The sequence below is a fragment of the Bacillus sp. NEAU-CP5 genome, assembly GCF_026420705.1.
Classification (GTDB): Bacteria; Bacillota; Bacilli; order Bacillales; family Bacillaceae; genus Bacillus; species Bacillus velezensis.
Map to the genome: position 1 here is coordinate 387,559 of NZ_JAPMOV010000001.1, position 15,532 is coordinate 403,090.

Annotated in this window: 16 protein-coding genes; 1 reads left to right on the forward strand and 15 read right to left on the reverse strand. The window is 48.1% G+C overall.

From position 1 onward, the window contains the following. Positions 1-11: 11 nt before the first annotated feature. From fapR to OTK50_RS01475, 6 genes are all read right to left on the reverse strand, one after another. A complete protein-coding gene (gene fapR, locus OTK50_RS01450; protein ID WP_007611377.1) occupies positions 12-578 on the reverse strand; it encodes a transcription factor FapR in 567 nt (188 codons plus the stop codon). Between the two features lie 106 nt (positions 579-684). Further along, positions 685-2,733 carry an ATP-dependent DNA helicase RecG gene (recG, locus tag OTK50_RS01455; RefSeq protein ID WP_014417753.1) on the reverse strand — a complete coding sequence of 683 codons (2,049 nt, stop codon included), beginning with the start codon at positions 2,731-2,733 and terminating at the stop codon, positions 685-687. After that, entirely contained in the window at positions 2,711-3,613 is a 903-nt protein-coding gene (gene sdaAA, locus OTK50_RS01460) for an L-serine ammonia-lyase, iron-sulfur-dependent, subunit alpha (RefSeq protein WP_003154324.1), read from the reverse strand. The genes recG and sdaAA overlap by 23 nt, the downstream gene beginning before the upstream one ends. 20 nt (positions 3,614-3,633) lie before the next feature. After that, on the reverse strand, positions 3,634-4,296 hold the full coding sequence (gene sdaAB, locus OTK50_RS01465) for an L-serine ammonia-lyase, iron-sulfur-dependent subunit beta (protein ID WP_003154325.1): 663 nt from the start codon (positions 4,294-4,296) through the stop codon (positions 3,634-3,636). A 142-nt stretch (positions 4,297-4,438) separates the two neighbouring features. Continuing rightward, entirely contained in the window at positions 4,439-6,106 is a 1,668-nt protein-coding gene (locus tag OTK50_RS01470) for a DAK2 domain-containing protein (protein WP_101669548.1), read from the reverse strand. A 15-nt stretch (positions 6,107-6,121) separates the two neighbouring features. Beyond that, positions 6,122-6,484 (reverse strand): Asp23/Gls24 family envelope stress response protein, encoded by a 363-nt coding sequence (locus OTK50_RS01475; protein WP_003154327.1) that lies wholly within the window; start codon positions 6,482-6,484, stop codon positions 6,122-6,124. A 258-nt stretch (positions 6,485-6,742) separates the two neighbouring features. Here OTK50_RS01475 and rpmB point away from each other — a divergent pair, with 258 nt between their 5' ends. Then, a complete protein-coding gene (gene rpmB, locus OTK50_RS01480; protein ID WP_003154328.1) occupies positions 6,743-6,931 on the forward strand; it encodes a 50S ribosomal protein L28 in 189 nt (62 codons plus the stop codon). Positions 6,932-7,008: 77 nt separating this feature from the next. Here rpmB and spoVM read toward each other — a convergent pair whose 3' ends face one another. From spoVM to fmt, 9 genes are all read right to left on the reverse strand, one after another. Next, positions 7,009-7,089, reverse strand: coding sequence for a stage V sporulation protein SpoVM (gene spoVM, locus OTK50_RS01485; RefSeq protein WP_003154329.1), 81 nt, complete (start codon positions 7,087-7,089; stop codon positions 7,009-7,011). A gap of 86 nt (positions 7,090-7,175) precedes the next feature. Further along, positions 7,176-7,820, reverse strand: a complete 645-nt coding sequence (locus OTK50_RS01490) for a thiamine diphosphokinase (RefSeq protein ID WP_224224255.1) — start codon at positions 7,818-7,820, stop codon at positions 7,176-7,178. A 68-nt stretch (positions 7,821-7,888) separates the two neighbouring features. Beyond that, positions 7,889-8,539, reverse strand: a complete 651-nt coding sequence (gene rpe, locus OTK50_RS01495) for a ribulose-phosphate 3-epimerase (RefSeq protein WP_224224254.1) — start codon at positions 8,537-8,539, stop codon at positions 7,889-7,891. A gap of 1 nt (position 8,540) precedes the next feature. Next, the gene (rsgA, locus tag OTK50_RS01500; RefSeq protein WP_007611350.1) at positions 8,541-9,431 is read right to left on the reverse strand and encodes a ribosome small subunit-dependent GTPase A; all 891 of its coding nucleotides are present in this window, start codon (positions 9,429-9,431) and stop codon (positions 8,541-8,543) included. A gap of 14 nt (positions 9,432-9,445) precedes the next feature. Next, positions 9,446-11,389, reverse strand: coding sequence for a Stk1 family PASTA domain-containing Ser/Thr kinase (gene pknB, locus OTK50_RS01505; RefSeq protein ID WP_224224253.1), 1,944 nt, complete (start codon positions 11,387-11,389; stop codon positions 9,446-9,448). Next, on the reverse strand, positions 11,383-12,144 hold the full coding sequence (locus tag OTK50_RS01510; RefSeq protein WP_224224252.1) for a Stp1/IreP family PP2C-type Ser/Thr phosphatase: 762 nt from the start codon (positions 12,142-12,144) through the stop codon (positions 11,383-11,385). Before OTK50_RS01510 ends, pknB begins: the two co-directional genes overlap by 7 nt. Positions 12,145-12,149: 5 nt before the next feature. Then, positions 12,150-13,241: a 23S rRNA (adenine(2503)-C(2))-methyltransferase RlmN gene (gene rlmN, locus OTK50_RS01515; protein ID WP_003154339.1), complete on the reverse strand. Its 1,092-nt coding sequence runs from the start codon at positions 13,239-13,241 to the stop codon at positions 12,150-12,152. A 3-nt stretch (positions 13,242-13,244) separates the two neighbouring features. Further along, positions 13,245-14,588: a 16S rRNA (cytosine(967)-C(5))-methyltransferase RsmB gene (gene rsmB / locus OTK50_RS01520; RefSeq protein ID WP_105937735.1), complete on the reverse strand. Its 1,344-nt coding sequence runs from the start codon at positions 14,586-14,588 to the stop codon at positions 13,245-13,247. Next, on the reverse strand, positions 14,575-15,528 hold the full coding sequence (gene fmt / locus OTK50_RS01525; RefSeq protein WP_224224251.1) for a methionyl-tRNA formyltransferase: 954 nt from the start codon (positions 15,526-15,528) through the stop codon (positions 14,575-14,577). Before fmt ends, rsmB begins: the two co-directional genes overlap by 14 nt. Positions 15,529-15,532: the final 4 nt, after the last annotated feature.

Sequence of the window (15,532 nt, forward strand, 5' to 3'; positions counted from 1 at the left end):
ATGCTCCACCTTTATGATTGTTTTGAACGGTACATGTCAAAGTTACCGGAGAACACGACTTCTTCTCCCACATAGCTGTTGACTTCAACTACCGTTCTGCCTTTTTCTTTTTCGACTGCCGTCACTTTGGCTTTCGCAACGACGCGCTCGCCTTCTTTCACCTGTCTTGTAAAGCGGATATTTGCGCTTGCGGTCAGCGCCAGCTCATCATCAATGACGGCTACGGCGAGTGAGTTCGCCTGCGCAAACAAATGATGCCCCCGCGCAATTTGATTGCGGCTGAAGACATGTTCGCGTCTTACTTCTAATATGGAAATGGCCTGGCCGTCAAGCTCCAGATCAATAATTTCACCGATCACTTCGTCTAAAGACAGTGATTTCACTTCATCATCAAGCGTTTGTTCTGCCACGTTTTTAATTCTTTCCCTCAGCTCCGGTATTGAGAGCTCTAAGCGGTCTAAACGGATCGTCTGAATGCTGACGCCGAATTTCCCCGCTAATTCTTCATCTGTGATGAAGGGTGTCGATTTGATCGTCTGCTGCAATAATTTTTGGCGTTCTTTTTTGCTTCTTCTCATCTGTAAACACCATCCGGACAATTAAGACTAGGTACTAATAGTAGTATATAATCTCATAGATTGGAATGCAATGATTGTTTTTTGAAAGCCGCCGAATTTTACAGAATCAGCTTAATTTCTCCCCTTCCAGGACGCCGCTTGAAAGTAATTGACCGCGCAGCATGCGGTATTCGTCATCTTTCCAAAAAGCCTCTGAAGACACCAGATTGGCCGCATCCTGGCGGGCCGTCTCCAAAGCTCTGTAGTCATGAACCATATCCGCCACCTTGAACTCGGGCATACCGCTCTGTTTTTTTCCGAAGAAATCCCCGGGGCCGCGCAGTTCAAGGTCCTTTTCAGACAGCTCAAAGCCGTCGTTTGTCTCCGACATGATTCTCATCCGTTCCTTCCCGGTTTCGGATTTCGGATCTGCCATCAAGATGCAGAAAGATTGGTGGTCTCCCCGCCCGACCCGGCCGCGGAGCTGGTGGAGCTGAGATAATCCGAAACGGTCGGCGTCATAGATGACCATAATCGTCGCATTCGGCACGTTCACCCCGACTTCTACGACGGTTGTTGACACAAGTACCTGACATTGATTGGCGCTGAATTCTCTCATCACCTGATCTTTTTCATCAGAATGGAGCTTCCCGTGCATCAGGCCGACATTCCATTTCCCGCGGTAAACGTCAGAAAGCATGTTATATACGTCAATGGCATTCTGTACATCCAGTTTATCCGACTCTTCAATGAGCGGGCAGATAATATAGGCTTGCCTTCCCTGTTTCAGCTCTTTTTCTATAAAAGCCAAAATCCGCTCCAGCATGTCGTGTTTCACCCAATACGTTTCGATTTGTTTTCGCCCCGCGGGCATTTCATCTATCACGGAAACATCCATTTCTCCGAAGACGGTAATGGCCAACGTTCTCGGAATCGGGGTGGCTGTCATAAACAGCACATCCGGATCCTGGCCTTTATTCTTGAGTTTTTTGCGCTGTTCGACTCCGAACCTGTGCTGCTCGTCCGTAATGACAAGGCTCAGTGCTTTAAATTCCACTTCGTCCTGGATTAAAGCATGGGTCCCTACTAAAATATCAATCTCTCCGAGAGCAAGCCGCTCCAAAAGCTCCCTGCGCCGCTTTCCTTTTACAGAACTCGTCAAAAGCGCGATATTCACATCTTCATTTGCAAACAACGATACGAGAGAATCTGCATGCTGTTCGGCCAGAATTTCAGTCGGCACCATTAATGCCCCCTGATACCCCGACAGAATCGCAGCGTACAAAGCGATGGCGGCGACGGCCGTTTTCCCTGAACCGACATCACCTTGCAGCAGACGGTTCATTCGGTAAGGAGATGTCATATCAGCGGTAATTTCCCGAAGCACGCGCGTCTGTGCGGTTGTGAGCGAAAACGGCAGGCTGTCTGTGAAAGCGGCGAGCTTTTCAGCAGGGAACACATGGCTGATGCCTTTTGACTGTTCCCTTTCCGCTTTACGGAACGCCTGCATTTTCAGCTGAAATAATAAGAATTCCTCGTAAACAAACCGGCGTCTTGCCTGCTGTAACGATTCCCTCGTTTCAGGCTGATGCATCGTCTGCAGGGCATGTTTGTAATCAGGCAGCTTGTAGCGGATTCTCAATTTTTCAGGAAGCGGATCGGCCGCACTGTCCAAATGATGCTGCAGCGCTTCCTTAATAAACCGTCTCATCATTTTTACGGTGACGTTTTCTTTAACGGAATAAACAGGCTCAATGCTTTTATCTTCTTGATGAGGACCGTTTTTTAATTCCTGCACGGAAACGGTCTGTCTGTGTTTATCCCATTTCCCAGATATTGTGACGACAGAACCTAACGTCAGTTTCTTTTTTAAGTAGGGACGGTTAAAGCAGACCGCGGTAATTAAATAATTGCCGACAAGCACCCTGAATGTCAGCCTGTTTCGTTTTTTGCCGTAATAGGTAAGAGAAGGTTCTGAATGAACCTTCCCTTCTACCGTCACTCTTTCTTCATGTTTTACTTCTTCTAAGTCCCTCAGCTCATAGTCGTCATAACGGTAAGGGAAATAATTCAGAAGATCAGAAATGTCATAGATACCAAGTTCGTGCAATGTTTTTTCTGTTTCCGGCCCAATGCCCTTAATCTCCGCTATACTAGTTTGCTGATGGTGTGTCACTTGATTTCAGCGCTCCTCCGAAAATTTTTTTCTCTAATTCTCTTCCCGTCGGTGTCGCGGCTAAACCGCCTTGTCCCGTTTCACGCAGTGCTGTCGGCATTGTCTGGCCGATTTTGTACATCGCGTCAATCACCTCATCGCAAGGAATGCGGCTTGTAATCCCGGCCAGCGCCATATCCGCCGCGATCATTGCGTTGGATGCTCCCATTGCGTTTCGTTTGACACACGGCACTTCTACCAATCCGGCGACCGGGTCACATACGAGACCGAGCATATTTTTCAGGGTAATCGCCATTGCTTCCGCTGATTGCTGTGGCGTTCCGCCCGCCATTTCCACAATCGCAGCCGCTGCCATGCCTGATGCTGACCCGACTTCCGCCTGACAGCCTCCTGCCGCTCCTGAAATACTCGCATTATTTGCTACGACAAAACCGAACGCGCCGGCTGTAAACAGAAAACGGATCATTTGTTCTGTCGTAGGGTTCAGCTTATGCTTTACGGCGAATAACGTTCCCGGCACAACCCCGGCAGAACCGGCGGTCGGTGTAGCGCAGATCGTTCCCATCGCCGCATTGACTTCATTTGTCGCGACAGCTTTAGAAACGGCGTCTAAAATCAGATTGCCCGACAGGCTTCTTCCCGATTGGATGTATGCCTGAAGTTTCACGGCATCTCCGCCTGTTAAACCAGTCTGACTCGTGACGCCCTTCAGCCCTTTTTCAACAGCTGCTTCCATGACGGAGAGATTGCGCTCCATTCCTTGAAAGATTTCTTCCCGCGTTTTTTGCGTCACTTCCATCTCTTGGGTGATCATCACTTCCGAAATCGGAATTTGTTTTTCTTGAGTGATTTCTATTAATTCTTTTACATTACGAAACATGTCATTTTCCTCCTGACTTTTTAGTCAGCTATCTTAGTAACCTGTATAATATTAGGAAGTGTTGAAAGCTCGTCAAGCACTTCTTCTTCAATATTCTGATCGACCTCAATCGTCATCAGCGCAAGCTGGCCGACGTCCTTACGCGCCACTTCCATATGTCCGACGTTGATGGAGAATTTCGCAAGCACATTGGCAACGCCTGCAATCGTGCCGAATTTATCATTGTGAACGACTAAAATAGCCGGATGGTTTCCGGAAAGACGCAGCTCAAAGCCGTTGAGCTCCGTGATTTCTATTTTTCCGCCGCCGATGGAAATACCGGTAAGGGCAAGCTCTCCCTCATCATCAGAAATGACGATACGCGCCGTATTCGGATGAACGGGCACGGCATCCTCTGTACGGAACTCTACATATATGCCCTTCTCTTCCGCAATTTGAATCGCTGTTTTAATCCGTTCATCAAATGTATCAAAATCAAGCAGGCCGCCGATAATCGCGACATCAGTGCCGTGACCCTTATACGTCTCCGCAAATGATCCGTAAAAAGACACAACGATCCGGCGGGGCTCCCGCCTGAATAGGCTTCTGGCCACTCTGCCGATCCGGGCGGCGCCTGCGGTATGTGAACTGGACGGACCGATCATTACCGGGCCGATAATATCAAAAACGCTTCTATACTTCATGCTGGTTTGTTCCTCCTTAACATCACTCTATTCAGCGCTTTTCTTTAGACTAATTGAACATTTCTCAATTGGCAAGCAGGCACATTGCCGCACTGCCGCAGGTAAATAAAGGCATAAGAATAGAAGGGCCTGATAAGCCCTTCTACTCTGCCGCAAATATATATGGATACAGAGGCTGTCTGCCGTTATGGATTTCAACCTCGATATCTTCACAGACGCTTGCAATATACTCAGCAAGTTTCTCAGCTTCTTCTTCCGGCGCGTCCTCTCCGTACAGGATGGTGACGATTTCATCTTCTTCCCCGATCATTTCATCCAGCAGCAATTTCGCCGCACTCATCCGATCTTCGGCGCTGCCGATAATTGAACTGTTTAAAATGCCGATAAAATCACCTTTTTTAATATCTTTACCGTCAATATGGGTGTCTCTGACTGAATATGTCACCTGTCCGCTTTTCACATTCCGGATGGCCTCAAGCATATGGGCTTCATTTACATCAGCCGGCTGGTCAGGGTTAAACGCAAGCAGGGCGGTCATGCCTTGAGGGACCGTTTTTGCCGGAATGACAATGACATTTTCTTCAGCCACGCTCGCCGCCTGATTGGCAGCCATCACAATATTGGAATTGTTCGGAAGAATGAAAACCGTCTCCGCATTGACAGACTGAACGGCTTCAACAATATCTTCCGTGCTCGGATTCATTGTCTGGCCGCCTTCGATTACGTGTGAAGCGCCGATGCTCGTAAACAATTCAGAAATGCCCTCTCCCATTGCCACAGTCACGATGCCAAAAGGCTTCCGGGCTTCTTTCATAACGCCGGCCGGCTTTTTTTCATCATGTTCTTGGCTGATGATTGAAGTATGCTGTTCCCTCATGTTTTCAATTTTAATTTTAATCAAATCGCCGTAACGCTGTGCGAGATTGAGTACGTTCCCTGGTTCTTCGGCATGAATATGGACTTTCGCCAGCGTATCATCAGCCACGACCAGCAATGAATCGCCGAAACGGCTCAGTTCGTTTCTGAACGTCTCTTCCTTGAACGTCCGTTTATCTTGATCCAGCCTTACCATCACTTCCGTACAAAATCCGAATTCAATATCTTCTGTACTCAGCATGCTCTGCGCGCTTTTATGATGCTCGGCATTCACCATATCATCGAGTGCCGGAAGAACCGCTTTTTTCGGTACGGCCTCTCCTTTTAAAGCAGACAAAAATCCTTCATATACACAAAGCAGACCTTTTCCGCCGCTGTCAACGACACCGACGTCCTTTAAAACAGGAAGCAGATCCGGCGTGCGGTTCAGCGACGCTTCCGCTTCTTCAATAACGGCCTCCATGAGAGCAATGATATCGGTTTCTTCTTTAGCCGAGGCGACCGCTTTTTTAGCCGCATCCTTGGCCACGGTTAAAATCGTTCCTTCAACCGGTTTCATGACCGCCTTATATGCCATATCCACTCCCGCTTGGAGTGCTGCGGCAAATTCTTGGGCGTCTATTTGGTTTTTGTTTTCAATGCTCTTTGTGAAACCTCTGAACAATTGGGACAAGATCACCCCTGAGTTTCCTCTCGCCCCCATAAGCAGGCCTTTTGACAGGGCGATGCCGACTTTGCCGATGTCGGGTGAGTCAATGTGCTCTACCTCTCTTGCACCGGATGACATCGATAAATTCATATTTGTTCCGGTATCGCCGTCAGGCACGGGAAACACGTTCAGCGCATCCACCGCGGATGCGTTTTGAGACAATGTCTCAGCCCCCGCCAGAATCATTGCCGCAAAAGCTCTCCCATCTAAGTTTCGTCTAGACAATACTCATCCTCCTCACTACGGGTTCGTTACTCGTACGCCTTGGACATAAATATTTACAGAATCAACTGCAAGTCCGATTGTTTGATTTACTGTGTATTTTACCTTCGTCTGAACATTGTGGGCTACTTCGGATATTTTAGTGCCGTAGCTGACAATAATGTACATGTCGATATGTATTTGTTCGGCTTCCTGACGGACATGTACGCCTTTTGCGAAGTTCTCTCTCCGGAGGATTTCAGACAAACCGTCTTTAATCTGGTTTTTTGAGGCCATCCCCACTATTCCGTAACAGTCAATGGCAGCGCCTCCGGCAACCATTGCGATGACTTCGTTGGATATATCAATCTGTCCGTATTTTGTCTTCATTTCAATGGACACACAGGTTCCTCCTTCAGGTGCATAGAGTTATCATTATTCTACTATATGTATCCCATTATGAAAAGAAAAGATACAGACAGCGGCCTTCAGCGCGGAAATGTGATTGGTTTTACATGTCAAGTGATTTTTCTTGAAAGTAAGGGAAACAATAGTTGCAAACGGTTTTTAGCTGTGGTAAATTATTTAAAGTATTGTATAACGAAAGCATCTGAGAAACTATGTTTGAAAAGATGTTTCGCGCAGTTAGGAGGGAAACAAATGGCACGTAAATGTTTTATTACAGGTAAAAAAACAAAAGCCGGAAACAACCGTTCTCACGCAATGAACGCTTCTAAGCGTACTTGGGGCGCCAACCTTCAAAAGGTCCGCATCCTTGTTGACGGCAAACCTAAAAAAGTGTATGTATCTGCCCGGGCTTTAAAATCCGGTAAAGTTGAGCGTGTATAAGCAAAAATGAACGCCTGCCCTTTTATGCGGCAGGCGTTTTTTATGCGTTCAAAGAGGGCAATTTCAGCTTCTTGGGCTTACTCTTTTCTAAATGAGCCCAGCATCGCCCGGACAATTCCTCCTAAAAACTTCGGCAATTTAATGGTATAAAATTTCATTTTGTCCCCTCCTATAAGTCCCGTATCCGCTGCGTTCATCACTTTAGGATTCATGGTTTTTTCCGCATATGGCAGAAGCCGCTTTTCTAATCCGCGCTCCTTACCATTATTAATATGCCTTTTGCAAACGAAAAAGTACCTCGTGAATGAATGAGTTCGTTACTAATACATAGTGTGGAACCCAGAGGAATATGACAATTATCAAGGGGATATTTAAAACCGTCGAGTGTCAGGCCGTCTGCCGCTTCCGTAAACGGAATGAAAGAAATATAGCGTCTGCCCGCTTTTTCTTCAATTGTATAACGGCCGGGCCCGAACATCTGAATGTCATTCTGCCGGTCGATCAGCTCGACATCGGTATTCTTATGTAAAGCTTTATACAGCAGCTGGATGTTCCCTAAAAAGTGATCGGCTCTTCCGCCCGTCACACCGAATATCCGAATGGTCTCCGGTTCTAGTTGTAAAGCCCAGTCAAGGGCGAGTTCAAGATCGGTATAATCTTTTTCCGCCTGATATACATGGAGGGCCGGCGCCGCTTTTTGAATCTGCATGAGCTCCTCTTCCGTAATGCTGTCAAAATCACCGAAAGCTTCCTGCGGAATAATTCCGGCCTCCAAAAGAGCAACCGTCCCTTTATCGACTCCGACCCATGTCGTATCTCCGTCTGTGTATTCGGATAGATCGGGAATAAGCTCCCGCGGGCCGCCCGCAACGATATTGATTGTCATCATATGTTTTCCTCTCTCTTAGACGCGAAAAGAGCCGGCGGCTTTCACCGGGCTCTTTTTCAGCATGTTTATTACACGTTTCGGATGTCAGCGATGGCTTTTTTCCGATCCGGCTGATTATATACGGCAGACCCGGCAACAAGCAGATTGGCGCCCGCTTCAGCGCATAATGGGGCTGTTTCTTTATTAACGCCTCCGTCCACCTCGATTAAAAGCTCAGACAGGCCTTTCTCCTCAGCCAGCTGTTTGACCTGACGGATTTTCGGCAGAACCGAATGAATGAAGCGCTGTCCGCCAAAACCGGGGTTAACCGTCATTAACAGCACAAGGTCAAGCTCCTCGATCACATGTTCAATCATTTGGACGGGCGTATGCGGATTGAGCACAACTCCCGCTTTTATCCCCTGCTCCTTTATCAATTGAATGGTCCGGTGAAGATGCGGACACGCTTCAGCATGAACGGAAAGGATGTCCGCACCGGCTTTTGCGAATGCCGGGATGTAGCGGTCCGGGTTTTCAATCATAAGATGGACATCCAGCGGCAGATCAGTCACCGGACGGACGGCTTCAACGATAAGCGGCCCGATTGTAATGTTAGGGACGAAATGGCCATCCATGACATCAATATGGATATAGTCCGCCCCTCCTTTTTCCACGTCTTTAATTTCCTCGCCCAGTGAAGCAAAATCGGCGGAAAGAATTGATGGCGCAACCTTAATCATATTAATACCTCGGCTTTCTCTCTTTTATTTCCTGCATAAATTCTTTGTAATGCTCATAGCGGTACGGCTGAATCTCTCCTTCTTCCACCGCTTGCTTTACCGCGCATTTCGGCTCCTTAAGATGCAGACAGCCTCTGAATTTGCAAGAGGCGCTTATTTCTCTGATCTCAGGGAACGTGCTGCCCAGCTCTTCTTCCTCAATGCCGGTAAATTCAAGCGAACTGAACCCCGGAGTATCCGCCACCAGACCGCCTGATGTATGAATGAGCTCCACATGGCGCGTCGTATGTTTTCCGCGTCCCAAATGCGCGGAAATCTCGTTTGTTTTCAGCTCAAGCTCCGGGCTGATCGCATTTAAAAGCGAAGATTTTCCGACTCCCGACTGACCGGCAAACACCGTTGTTTTGTTCTCGAAGTGTTTCACAATGCCTGTTAAACCGCTGTTTTCTTTTGATGACGTCACATATACGTCATAACCGATCCCCTGATAGTCTTTCACGTAAGAAAGTATCGCCTCTTTCGATTCCCCGTCTGCAGCTAAGTCCATTTTGGTTATGCAGATGATCGGGTGAATGCCGTTGGCTTCCACAAGGACGAGAAAACGGTCCAATAAAGACGTGCTGAACGCCGGCTGAACGGCAGAAAAGACGAGAACGGCCTGATCGACATTTGAAATCGGCGGCCTGATCAGCTCGTTTGTTCGTTCTTTGATTTCCAGCAGGTAGCCTTCTTTATCATTTTCAGCCTGATAAACGGCATAATCGCCGACCAGGGGCGTTATTTTATTTTTTCTGAAAATGCCCCGGCCCCTGCATTGAATGATCTTGTCCTGTGATTCATCCAAGACATAATAGAATCCGCTTAACGCTTTTATAATTTTGCCCTCAGGCATAGGGTCCCTCCTTGTCAGTCATTATCTTTCGGGTATTCAATCGTTTTGTAGCTGACGACTTTATGATCGACCATCACTTGATAATACCCCTTCTGTCCCTGATCAATCTTCAGTTCAATTGTTTTTTCAGTCGGCTCTTTTATTTTAAATGAGTCATACGTATCAGAGATGCTGTGGTCCTTATCATCGATGGCGATTTGCACTTCAAGCTCGTCCCCTTCATGTTCGGGTTCGTAAGGAATGCTGATTTTTTCTTTTACCGTTTTCGCCGGTTTTTCTTCAGGTCCGAGCGAGAACGTCACTTCAACATTACTTCCCGGCTTAACCGCAGTGCCGGCTGCCGGCTCTTGCTTCATGACTTGTCCTTTTGGCACGTCATCTGAATGGGCTTGTTTTTCAACAAGCTGCAGGCCGTTATCTTCAAGATACCCTGAAGCCGCTTCTTTGCTGTAAGTCTTTAAGTCCCTCAGCGTAACGTCCGCCGGGCCGAGGCTGACCGTTAGATTGACTTCATCGTCGCTTGCGACCATGTCGGTGCCGGCTGACGGGTTCTGATCAATTACGGTGCCGGCCTCGCTGTCATCGTTCTCTTCTTTGACATTGACATGTTTGAAGCCTTTTTCCTTCAGCGCTTTTTTTGCGTCGCCGATCTGCCGTCCTTTCACGTCGATCAGCTGGGTTTTCGGTTTTCCGATGCTTTTATACAGTTTTACAGAAGAGCCTTCTTTAACGGTAGACCCCGCTTTTGGGTCCGTTTTGACCATTAATTCCTCTTCTATTTTTTCATCTTCAATGTCCGTTATATCAGGATCCGCCCGGAGTCCGTTCTTTTCAAGCAGGGCTTCCGCTTTTTCGTACTTCATGCCCCGTACGTCGGGGACGCTTACATCTTTAGGCATAAATAAAGACGGAAACACGGTGACCGCAAGAACAGCCGCCATAATGAAAATGAAACAGACGGCCAGCAAAACCCACGGCCATTTCCGTTTTTTCTTTTTGGCGGGCTGCTGTTCCTTATCGTCCGTCTCCCCCGGCGTTTCCGCCTGAGGCGCGGCTTTTGCGCCGTCAGTAATAACGGGAATGGCTTTTGTCATTTCCTCATCATCCTGCACGGAAAACTTTTGTTCATTCAGCCTGCCGGCGTCAAAAGCCGTTCTGATGTCCGCTTCCATGTCCTCGGCGCTTTCATAGCGGTGAAACGGGTCTTTAGCGGTTGCCTTCAAAATAATGTTTTCGACGCTCTGCGGAATGGAAGGGTTCCACTTTCTGGCGGAAGGCGTTTCTGTTTGCAGATGCTTTAGCGCTATGCTGACGGCTGATTCTCCGTCAAAAGGAATTTTACCTGTTAAAAGCTCAAACAGCACGATGCCGAGCGCATAAATATCTGATTTTTTCGTTGCCAGACCGCCTCTCGCCTGCTCCGGAGACAAATAATGAACCGAGCCCAGCACAGAATTCGTATGTGTGATTGTCGTAGACGTAAGCGCTGTGGCGATGCCGAAATCCGTCACCTTGATATGCCCTAAATGATCTATCAATATATTGTGCGGTTTAATATCCCGGTGCACGATATGGTTTTGATGGGCATGGGCGATGGCCGAGGCGATTTGCTCCATAATGGACAGCGCTTCTTTCGGATGGAGCGGCCCGTGTGCGTTTATGTATTCCTTTAATGTCATGCCTTCCACATATTCCATGACAATGTAATAAATATCGCCTTCCTCCCCGATATCGTAAATACTGACGATATTCGGATGATCGAGGCTTGATGCCGACTGTGCTTCTCTTCTGAAACGCCTGATAAAATCAATGTCATTCACAAAGTCAAACCGCAGAATTTTAATTGCGACTTCACGTTCGAGAATGATGTCCTCAGCTAAAAAAACGTTTGCCATTCCGCCGCCGCCAATGGGCCGGAGGATATGATAACGCCCGCTGATCCGCTTGCCGGTTAGCACTTGTCTTCACCCTCTTTTGCATCTGCGGAAAACTCAATCAACACAGCCGTGATGTTATCTTCGCCGCCGTTTTGATTCGCTTTGCTGATGAGAAGGTCTACTTTTTCCTGAGGACCAGATTCGGCTTGAAGCATTTGTTTGATCTCGTGATCTTCTATTTTATTTGACAGTCCGTCAGAGCATAAAAGCAGCTGATCGCCGTCAGACAGTTCAAAAGAACGGGCGTCAGGACTGATGGTTTCATCTGTCCCCAGCGCTCTCGTCAATACATTTTTCCGCGGATGGTGCTCGGCGTCCTCTTTCGAAATTTCCCCCGTCTTGACCAGCTCATTCACAAGCGAATGGTCCTCAGTCAGCTGAGTGAATTCCCCCTCTTGAAGCAGGTAGCACCGGCTGTCACCGATATGAGCTACAGTGACAAACTTCCCGGTGAATAAGGCGCAAACAACGGTGGTGCCCATTCCCCGGCATTGTTCATTCGCTTTAGCGTGGTCATGTACTTTGAGATTCGCCTCATGAATCCGGTCTTTCAGCCAATCCTCGCAAGCAGACGGCAGAGAAGGAACCGTTTCGGTCCGGTTCCACTGCTCTTCCATCGCCGCAACCGCCATCCTGCTCGCTACATCTCCGGCAAGATGACCGCCCATGCCGTCGGCGACAACCGCAAGCACCGCGTCTTCTTTTGTGAAAATGCCCGCCGCATCTTCATTATGCCGGCGGACTTTACCTGTATCTGTTTTCAAGGCTGTAATCAACCTCTTCACCTCGTCTCGTCTTGACGCTCCTTCGCGCGAAGCTGACCGCAGGCCGCGTCAATGTCATGGCCTTGCTCTCTTCTGATCGTGACATTTACACCGCGGGATTTTAACGTTTTTTCAAATGCGAAAATCTGATCTCTCGGTGTGCGGACGTAATCCCGTTCAGGCACATAGTTTACCGGAATTAAATTGACATGGCATTTCACGTCTTTTAACAGTTCTGCAAGCTCTTCTGCATGTTCAACCTGATCATTTACGCCGCCGAACAGCCCGTATTCAAAGCTGATCCGTCTGCCTGTTTTCTCGATGTAATATTTGACGGCCTCCATAAGGTCAGGAAGCTTATAGGCTTTGTTAATCGGCATCAGACGGCTTCTGATTTCTGTATTCGGAGCATGCAGAGAAATCGCGAAATTGATCTGCATTTTTTGATCGGCGAAATCGTAAATCTTCGGAATGATTCCGCTGGTGGAAACTGTGATATGACGCGCTCCGATGTTCAGCCCTTTATCATGGTTAATGATTTTTAAGAAAGCGAGCATTTCATTGAAATTATCAAACGGCTCTCCGATTCCCATGATGACGACTGAGCTGACGCGTTCATCCGTTTCATCAAGCGCCTTTTGCACTTTCACGACTTGAGCGACGATTTCTCCCGCTTCAAGATTCCGTTTCAGTCCGCCGAGCGTTGACGCGCAAAATGTGCAGCCGATCCGGCAGCCGACCTGTGTCGTTACACATACAGAATTACCATACTCGTGTCTCATTAAAACCGTTTCGATCGTATAACCGTCATGAAGCTCAAATAAAAATTTCATCGTGCCGTCTTGAGATGTCTGTTTTACAGCCGTTTTCAGCGTTGTCAGCACAAAATTGCTCTCGAGTTTTTCACGCAGGCTTTTTGAGAGGTTTGTCATTTCATCAAATGAAGAAACCCGCTTTTCATAGAGCCATTCAAAAATCTGTGCCGCGCGGAACGGCTTTTCGCCATTCTCGGTCAGCCATTGTTTGATTTCATCTAATTCAAAAGAGTAAATGGACGGCTGCTCAGTCCGCAGCTCTTTCCGTACGCTTGTCTTTTTTAATTGTGTCATTTTTTATCCCTTCTTTCTCATGCTGCTAATAAAGAAACCGTCTGTTCCGAAATAATGCGGAAGAATTTGAAGGCTTCCATCCTGAACAAAGGGTCTCGCCTTTTCAGGCAGCCGCTTTTCAAGAGACAAATCGGGTTCAAACTCAGGGTGTTCTTGTATAAACGCATGCATAACTTCTTCATTTTCTGTCCGGTCCATTGTACACGTACTGTATACGAGTGTGCCACCTTTTTTTACTAATGGGGCGATTTCCCTTAAAATGCCGAGCTGGATTTCTGACAGCCGTCTGCTGTCCTCCGGCGTCTTCGTATATTTCATATCGGGTTTTCTTCTGATGACGCCGAAACCTGAGCAAGGGGCATCAACGAGAATACGGTCAAACCGTTCTGCGCCAAAGGCCTCTCCCGCTTTTCGCGCATCCATCGTTTGGGCGTCGATGATCGTAAGCCCGAGCCGTTCGGCGCCCTCTGTAATCAGCTTCACTTTATGGCGGTGAAGATCAAGCGATGTGAGGCTCCCCTCGTTCTCCATCAGTTCCGCAATGTGAGCCGACTTTCCGCCCGGTGCGGCGCATGCGTCTAAAACGGTTTCGCCCGGCTTCGGGTCCAGCGCCCGCGCGACAAGCATTGAGCTTTCATCCTGTATGGATACCCGGCCGTTTTGGAAAAATGCCGTGTTCGCGATGCTTCCTTTTAAAAGCTTAATCGCATCAGGAGAAAGGTCTCCGGCTTCTGCTTCCAGACCGGCATTCTCCATCTCATTCAGCACCGTTTCCCTCTCGCTCTTTATGTGATTGACACGGAGCGTCTGCTTCGGCGGAATGAGATGAATCCGGCAGATCTTTTCAGCTGCCTCAAAGCCGTACGCCTCGACCCACTCTTTTACGAGCCATTCGGGATGGCTTGTCTCTGTGGAAAGACGGAGAACCGGGTCTTCAATTTCAGCGAATGACGGCGCCCCTTCACGCTGCAGGGAGCGGAGGATGCCGTTGACAAAGGACGCAATGCCTTTATGCCCGCGTTTTTTGGCGATCTCAACCGCTTCATGAATGGCGGCGCGATCCGGTATTTTTTCTAAATACTCCATTTGATACGCGGACAGACGAAGCAGCTGAATCACCCACGGTTTCACTTTATTCGGCTTGCGGATAAAAGGCTTCAGCATATAGTCTAAGGCGATTTTATTTTGCAGCGTTCCGTAGACAAGCTCTGTCAGCAGTCCTCTGTCCTGATCGCTAAGCGTGTTCGTTTTGATAACCGATGTAAGAAGCAGGTTGCTGTATGCCTGATTTTGCTCAAGCTTCTCAAGCGCTTCAAGGGCGAGCTCCCGGACATTAATTTTCTTCATTTGCTTCTCCTAACACGTCACCGGTCTGCACATTTTTGCCTCTTACAAAATCTTCGCCCTTCATCCGTTTTTTTCCCGCCGGCTGCAGCTCTGTGATTAAAAGGGCGGTGCTGTTTCCTGCTGCGACGACAATGCCGTTTTGCTCCGTGCGGATGACTGTTCCGGGCGCAGCTTCAGTTTTTGCCGCAACTTTTTCAGAAGCCCATACTTTAATATTTTGACCGTTCAAAGTTGTATAGGCGACAGGCCAAGGGTTTAAACCTCTGATCTGGTTGTAAATTTCTTCTCCGGACTTTGCCCAATCAATCCGCTCCTGCTCACGCTTAATGTTAGGCGCGTAAGTCGCTTTTGATTCGTCCTGTTTGATCGGTTTAATATTTCCGGAAATGACGTTCGGGACGGTCTCTGACAAAAGCTTTGCCCCCGCCATGCTTAATTTGTCGTGTAGCGTGCCGACGTTATCCGTTTCATCAATTTCCACTTCGATTTTAGAAATCATATCGCCCGCATCAAGCTTTTCAACCATATACATGATCGTCACGCCCGTTTTCTTCTTCCCTTGGAGAATCGAATAATGTATCGGCGCTCCGCCTCTTAATTCAGGCAATAGTGACGCGTGTACGTTGATACAGCCGTATTTCGGGCCGTCCAGCAGCTGCTTGGGCAGGATCTGTCCGAATGCCGCCGTAACAATCAGGTCCGGCTTCAGGCTGAGCACTTTTTCTATTTCTTCTTCGAGCCTTACTTTTTCGGGCTGAAGCACGGGAATGCCGTGACGTTCAGCTTCAGCCTTTACAGGAGGGGGCGTCATGATTTTTTTTCTGCCTTTCGGGCGGTCAGGCTGCGTAACGACACCAACTACTTCATACCCGTCTTCAATAAGCGTGCGCAGGACGGGAACTGAAAAGTCGGGCGTTCCCATAAAAACGATCCTTGTCATCCAA

Bases quoted from the DNA above. Each gene is read 5' to 3' on its own strand.
- rlmN (WP_003154339.1), bottom strand. From the start codon at position 13,241: ATGACACAATTAAAAAAGACAAGCGTACGGAAAGAGCTGCGGACTGAG.
- OTK50_RS01490 (WP_224224255.1), bottom strand. From the start codon at position 7,820: ATGATGACAATCAATATCGTTGCGGGCGGCCCGCGGGAGCTTATTCCC.
- spoVM (WP_003154329.1), bottom strand. From the start codon at position 7,089: ATGAAATTTTATACCATTAAATTGCCGAAGTTTTTAGGAGGAATTGTC.
- rpmB (WP_003154328.1), top strand. From the start codon at position 6,743: ATGGCACGTAAATGTTTTATTACAGGTAAAAAAACAAAAGCCGGAAAC.
- sdaAB (WP_003154325.1), bottom strand. From the start codon at position 4,296: ATGAAGTATAGAAGCGTTTTTGATATTATCGGCCCGGTAATGATCGGT.
- rpe (WP_224224254.1), bottom strand. From the start codon at position 8,539: ATGATTAAGGTTGCGCCATCAATTCTTTCCGCCGATTTTGCTTCACTG.
- fapR (WP_007611377.1), bottom strand. From the start codon at position 578: ATGAGAAGAAGCAAAAAAGAACGCCAAAAATTATTGCAGCAGACGATC.
- rsmB (WP_105937735.1), bottom strand. From the start codon at position 14,588: ATGAAGAAAATTAATGTCCGGGAGCTCGCCCTTGAAGCGCTTGAGAAG.
- sdaAA (WP_003154324.1), bottom strand. From the start codon at position 3,613: ATGTTTCGTAATGTAAAAGAATTAATAGAAATCACTCAAGAAAAACAA.
- fmt (WP_224224251.1), bottom strand. From the start codon at position 15,528: ATGACAAGGATCGTTTTTATGGGAACGCCCGACTTTTCAGTTCCCGTC.
- rsgA (WP_007611350.1), bottom strand. From the start codon at position 9,431: ATGCCTGAGGGCAAAATTATAAAAGCGTTAAGCGGATTCTATTATGTC.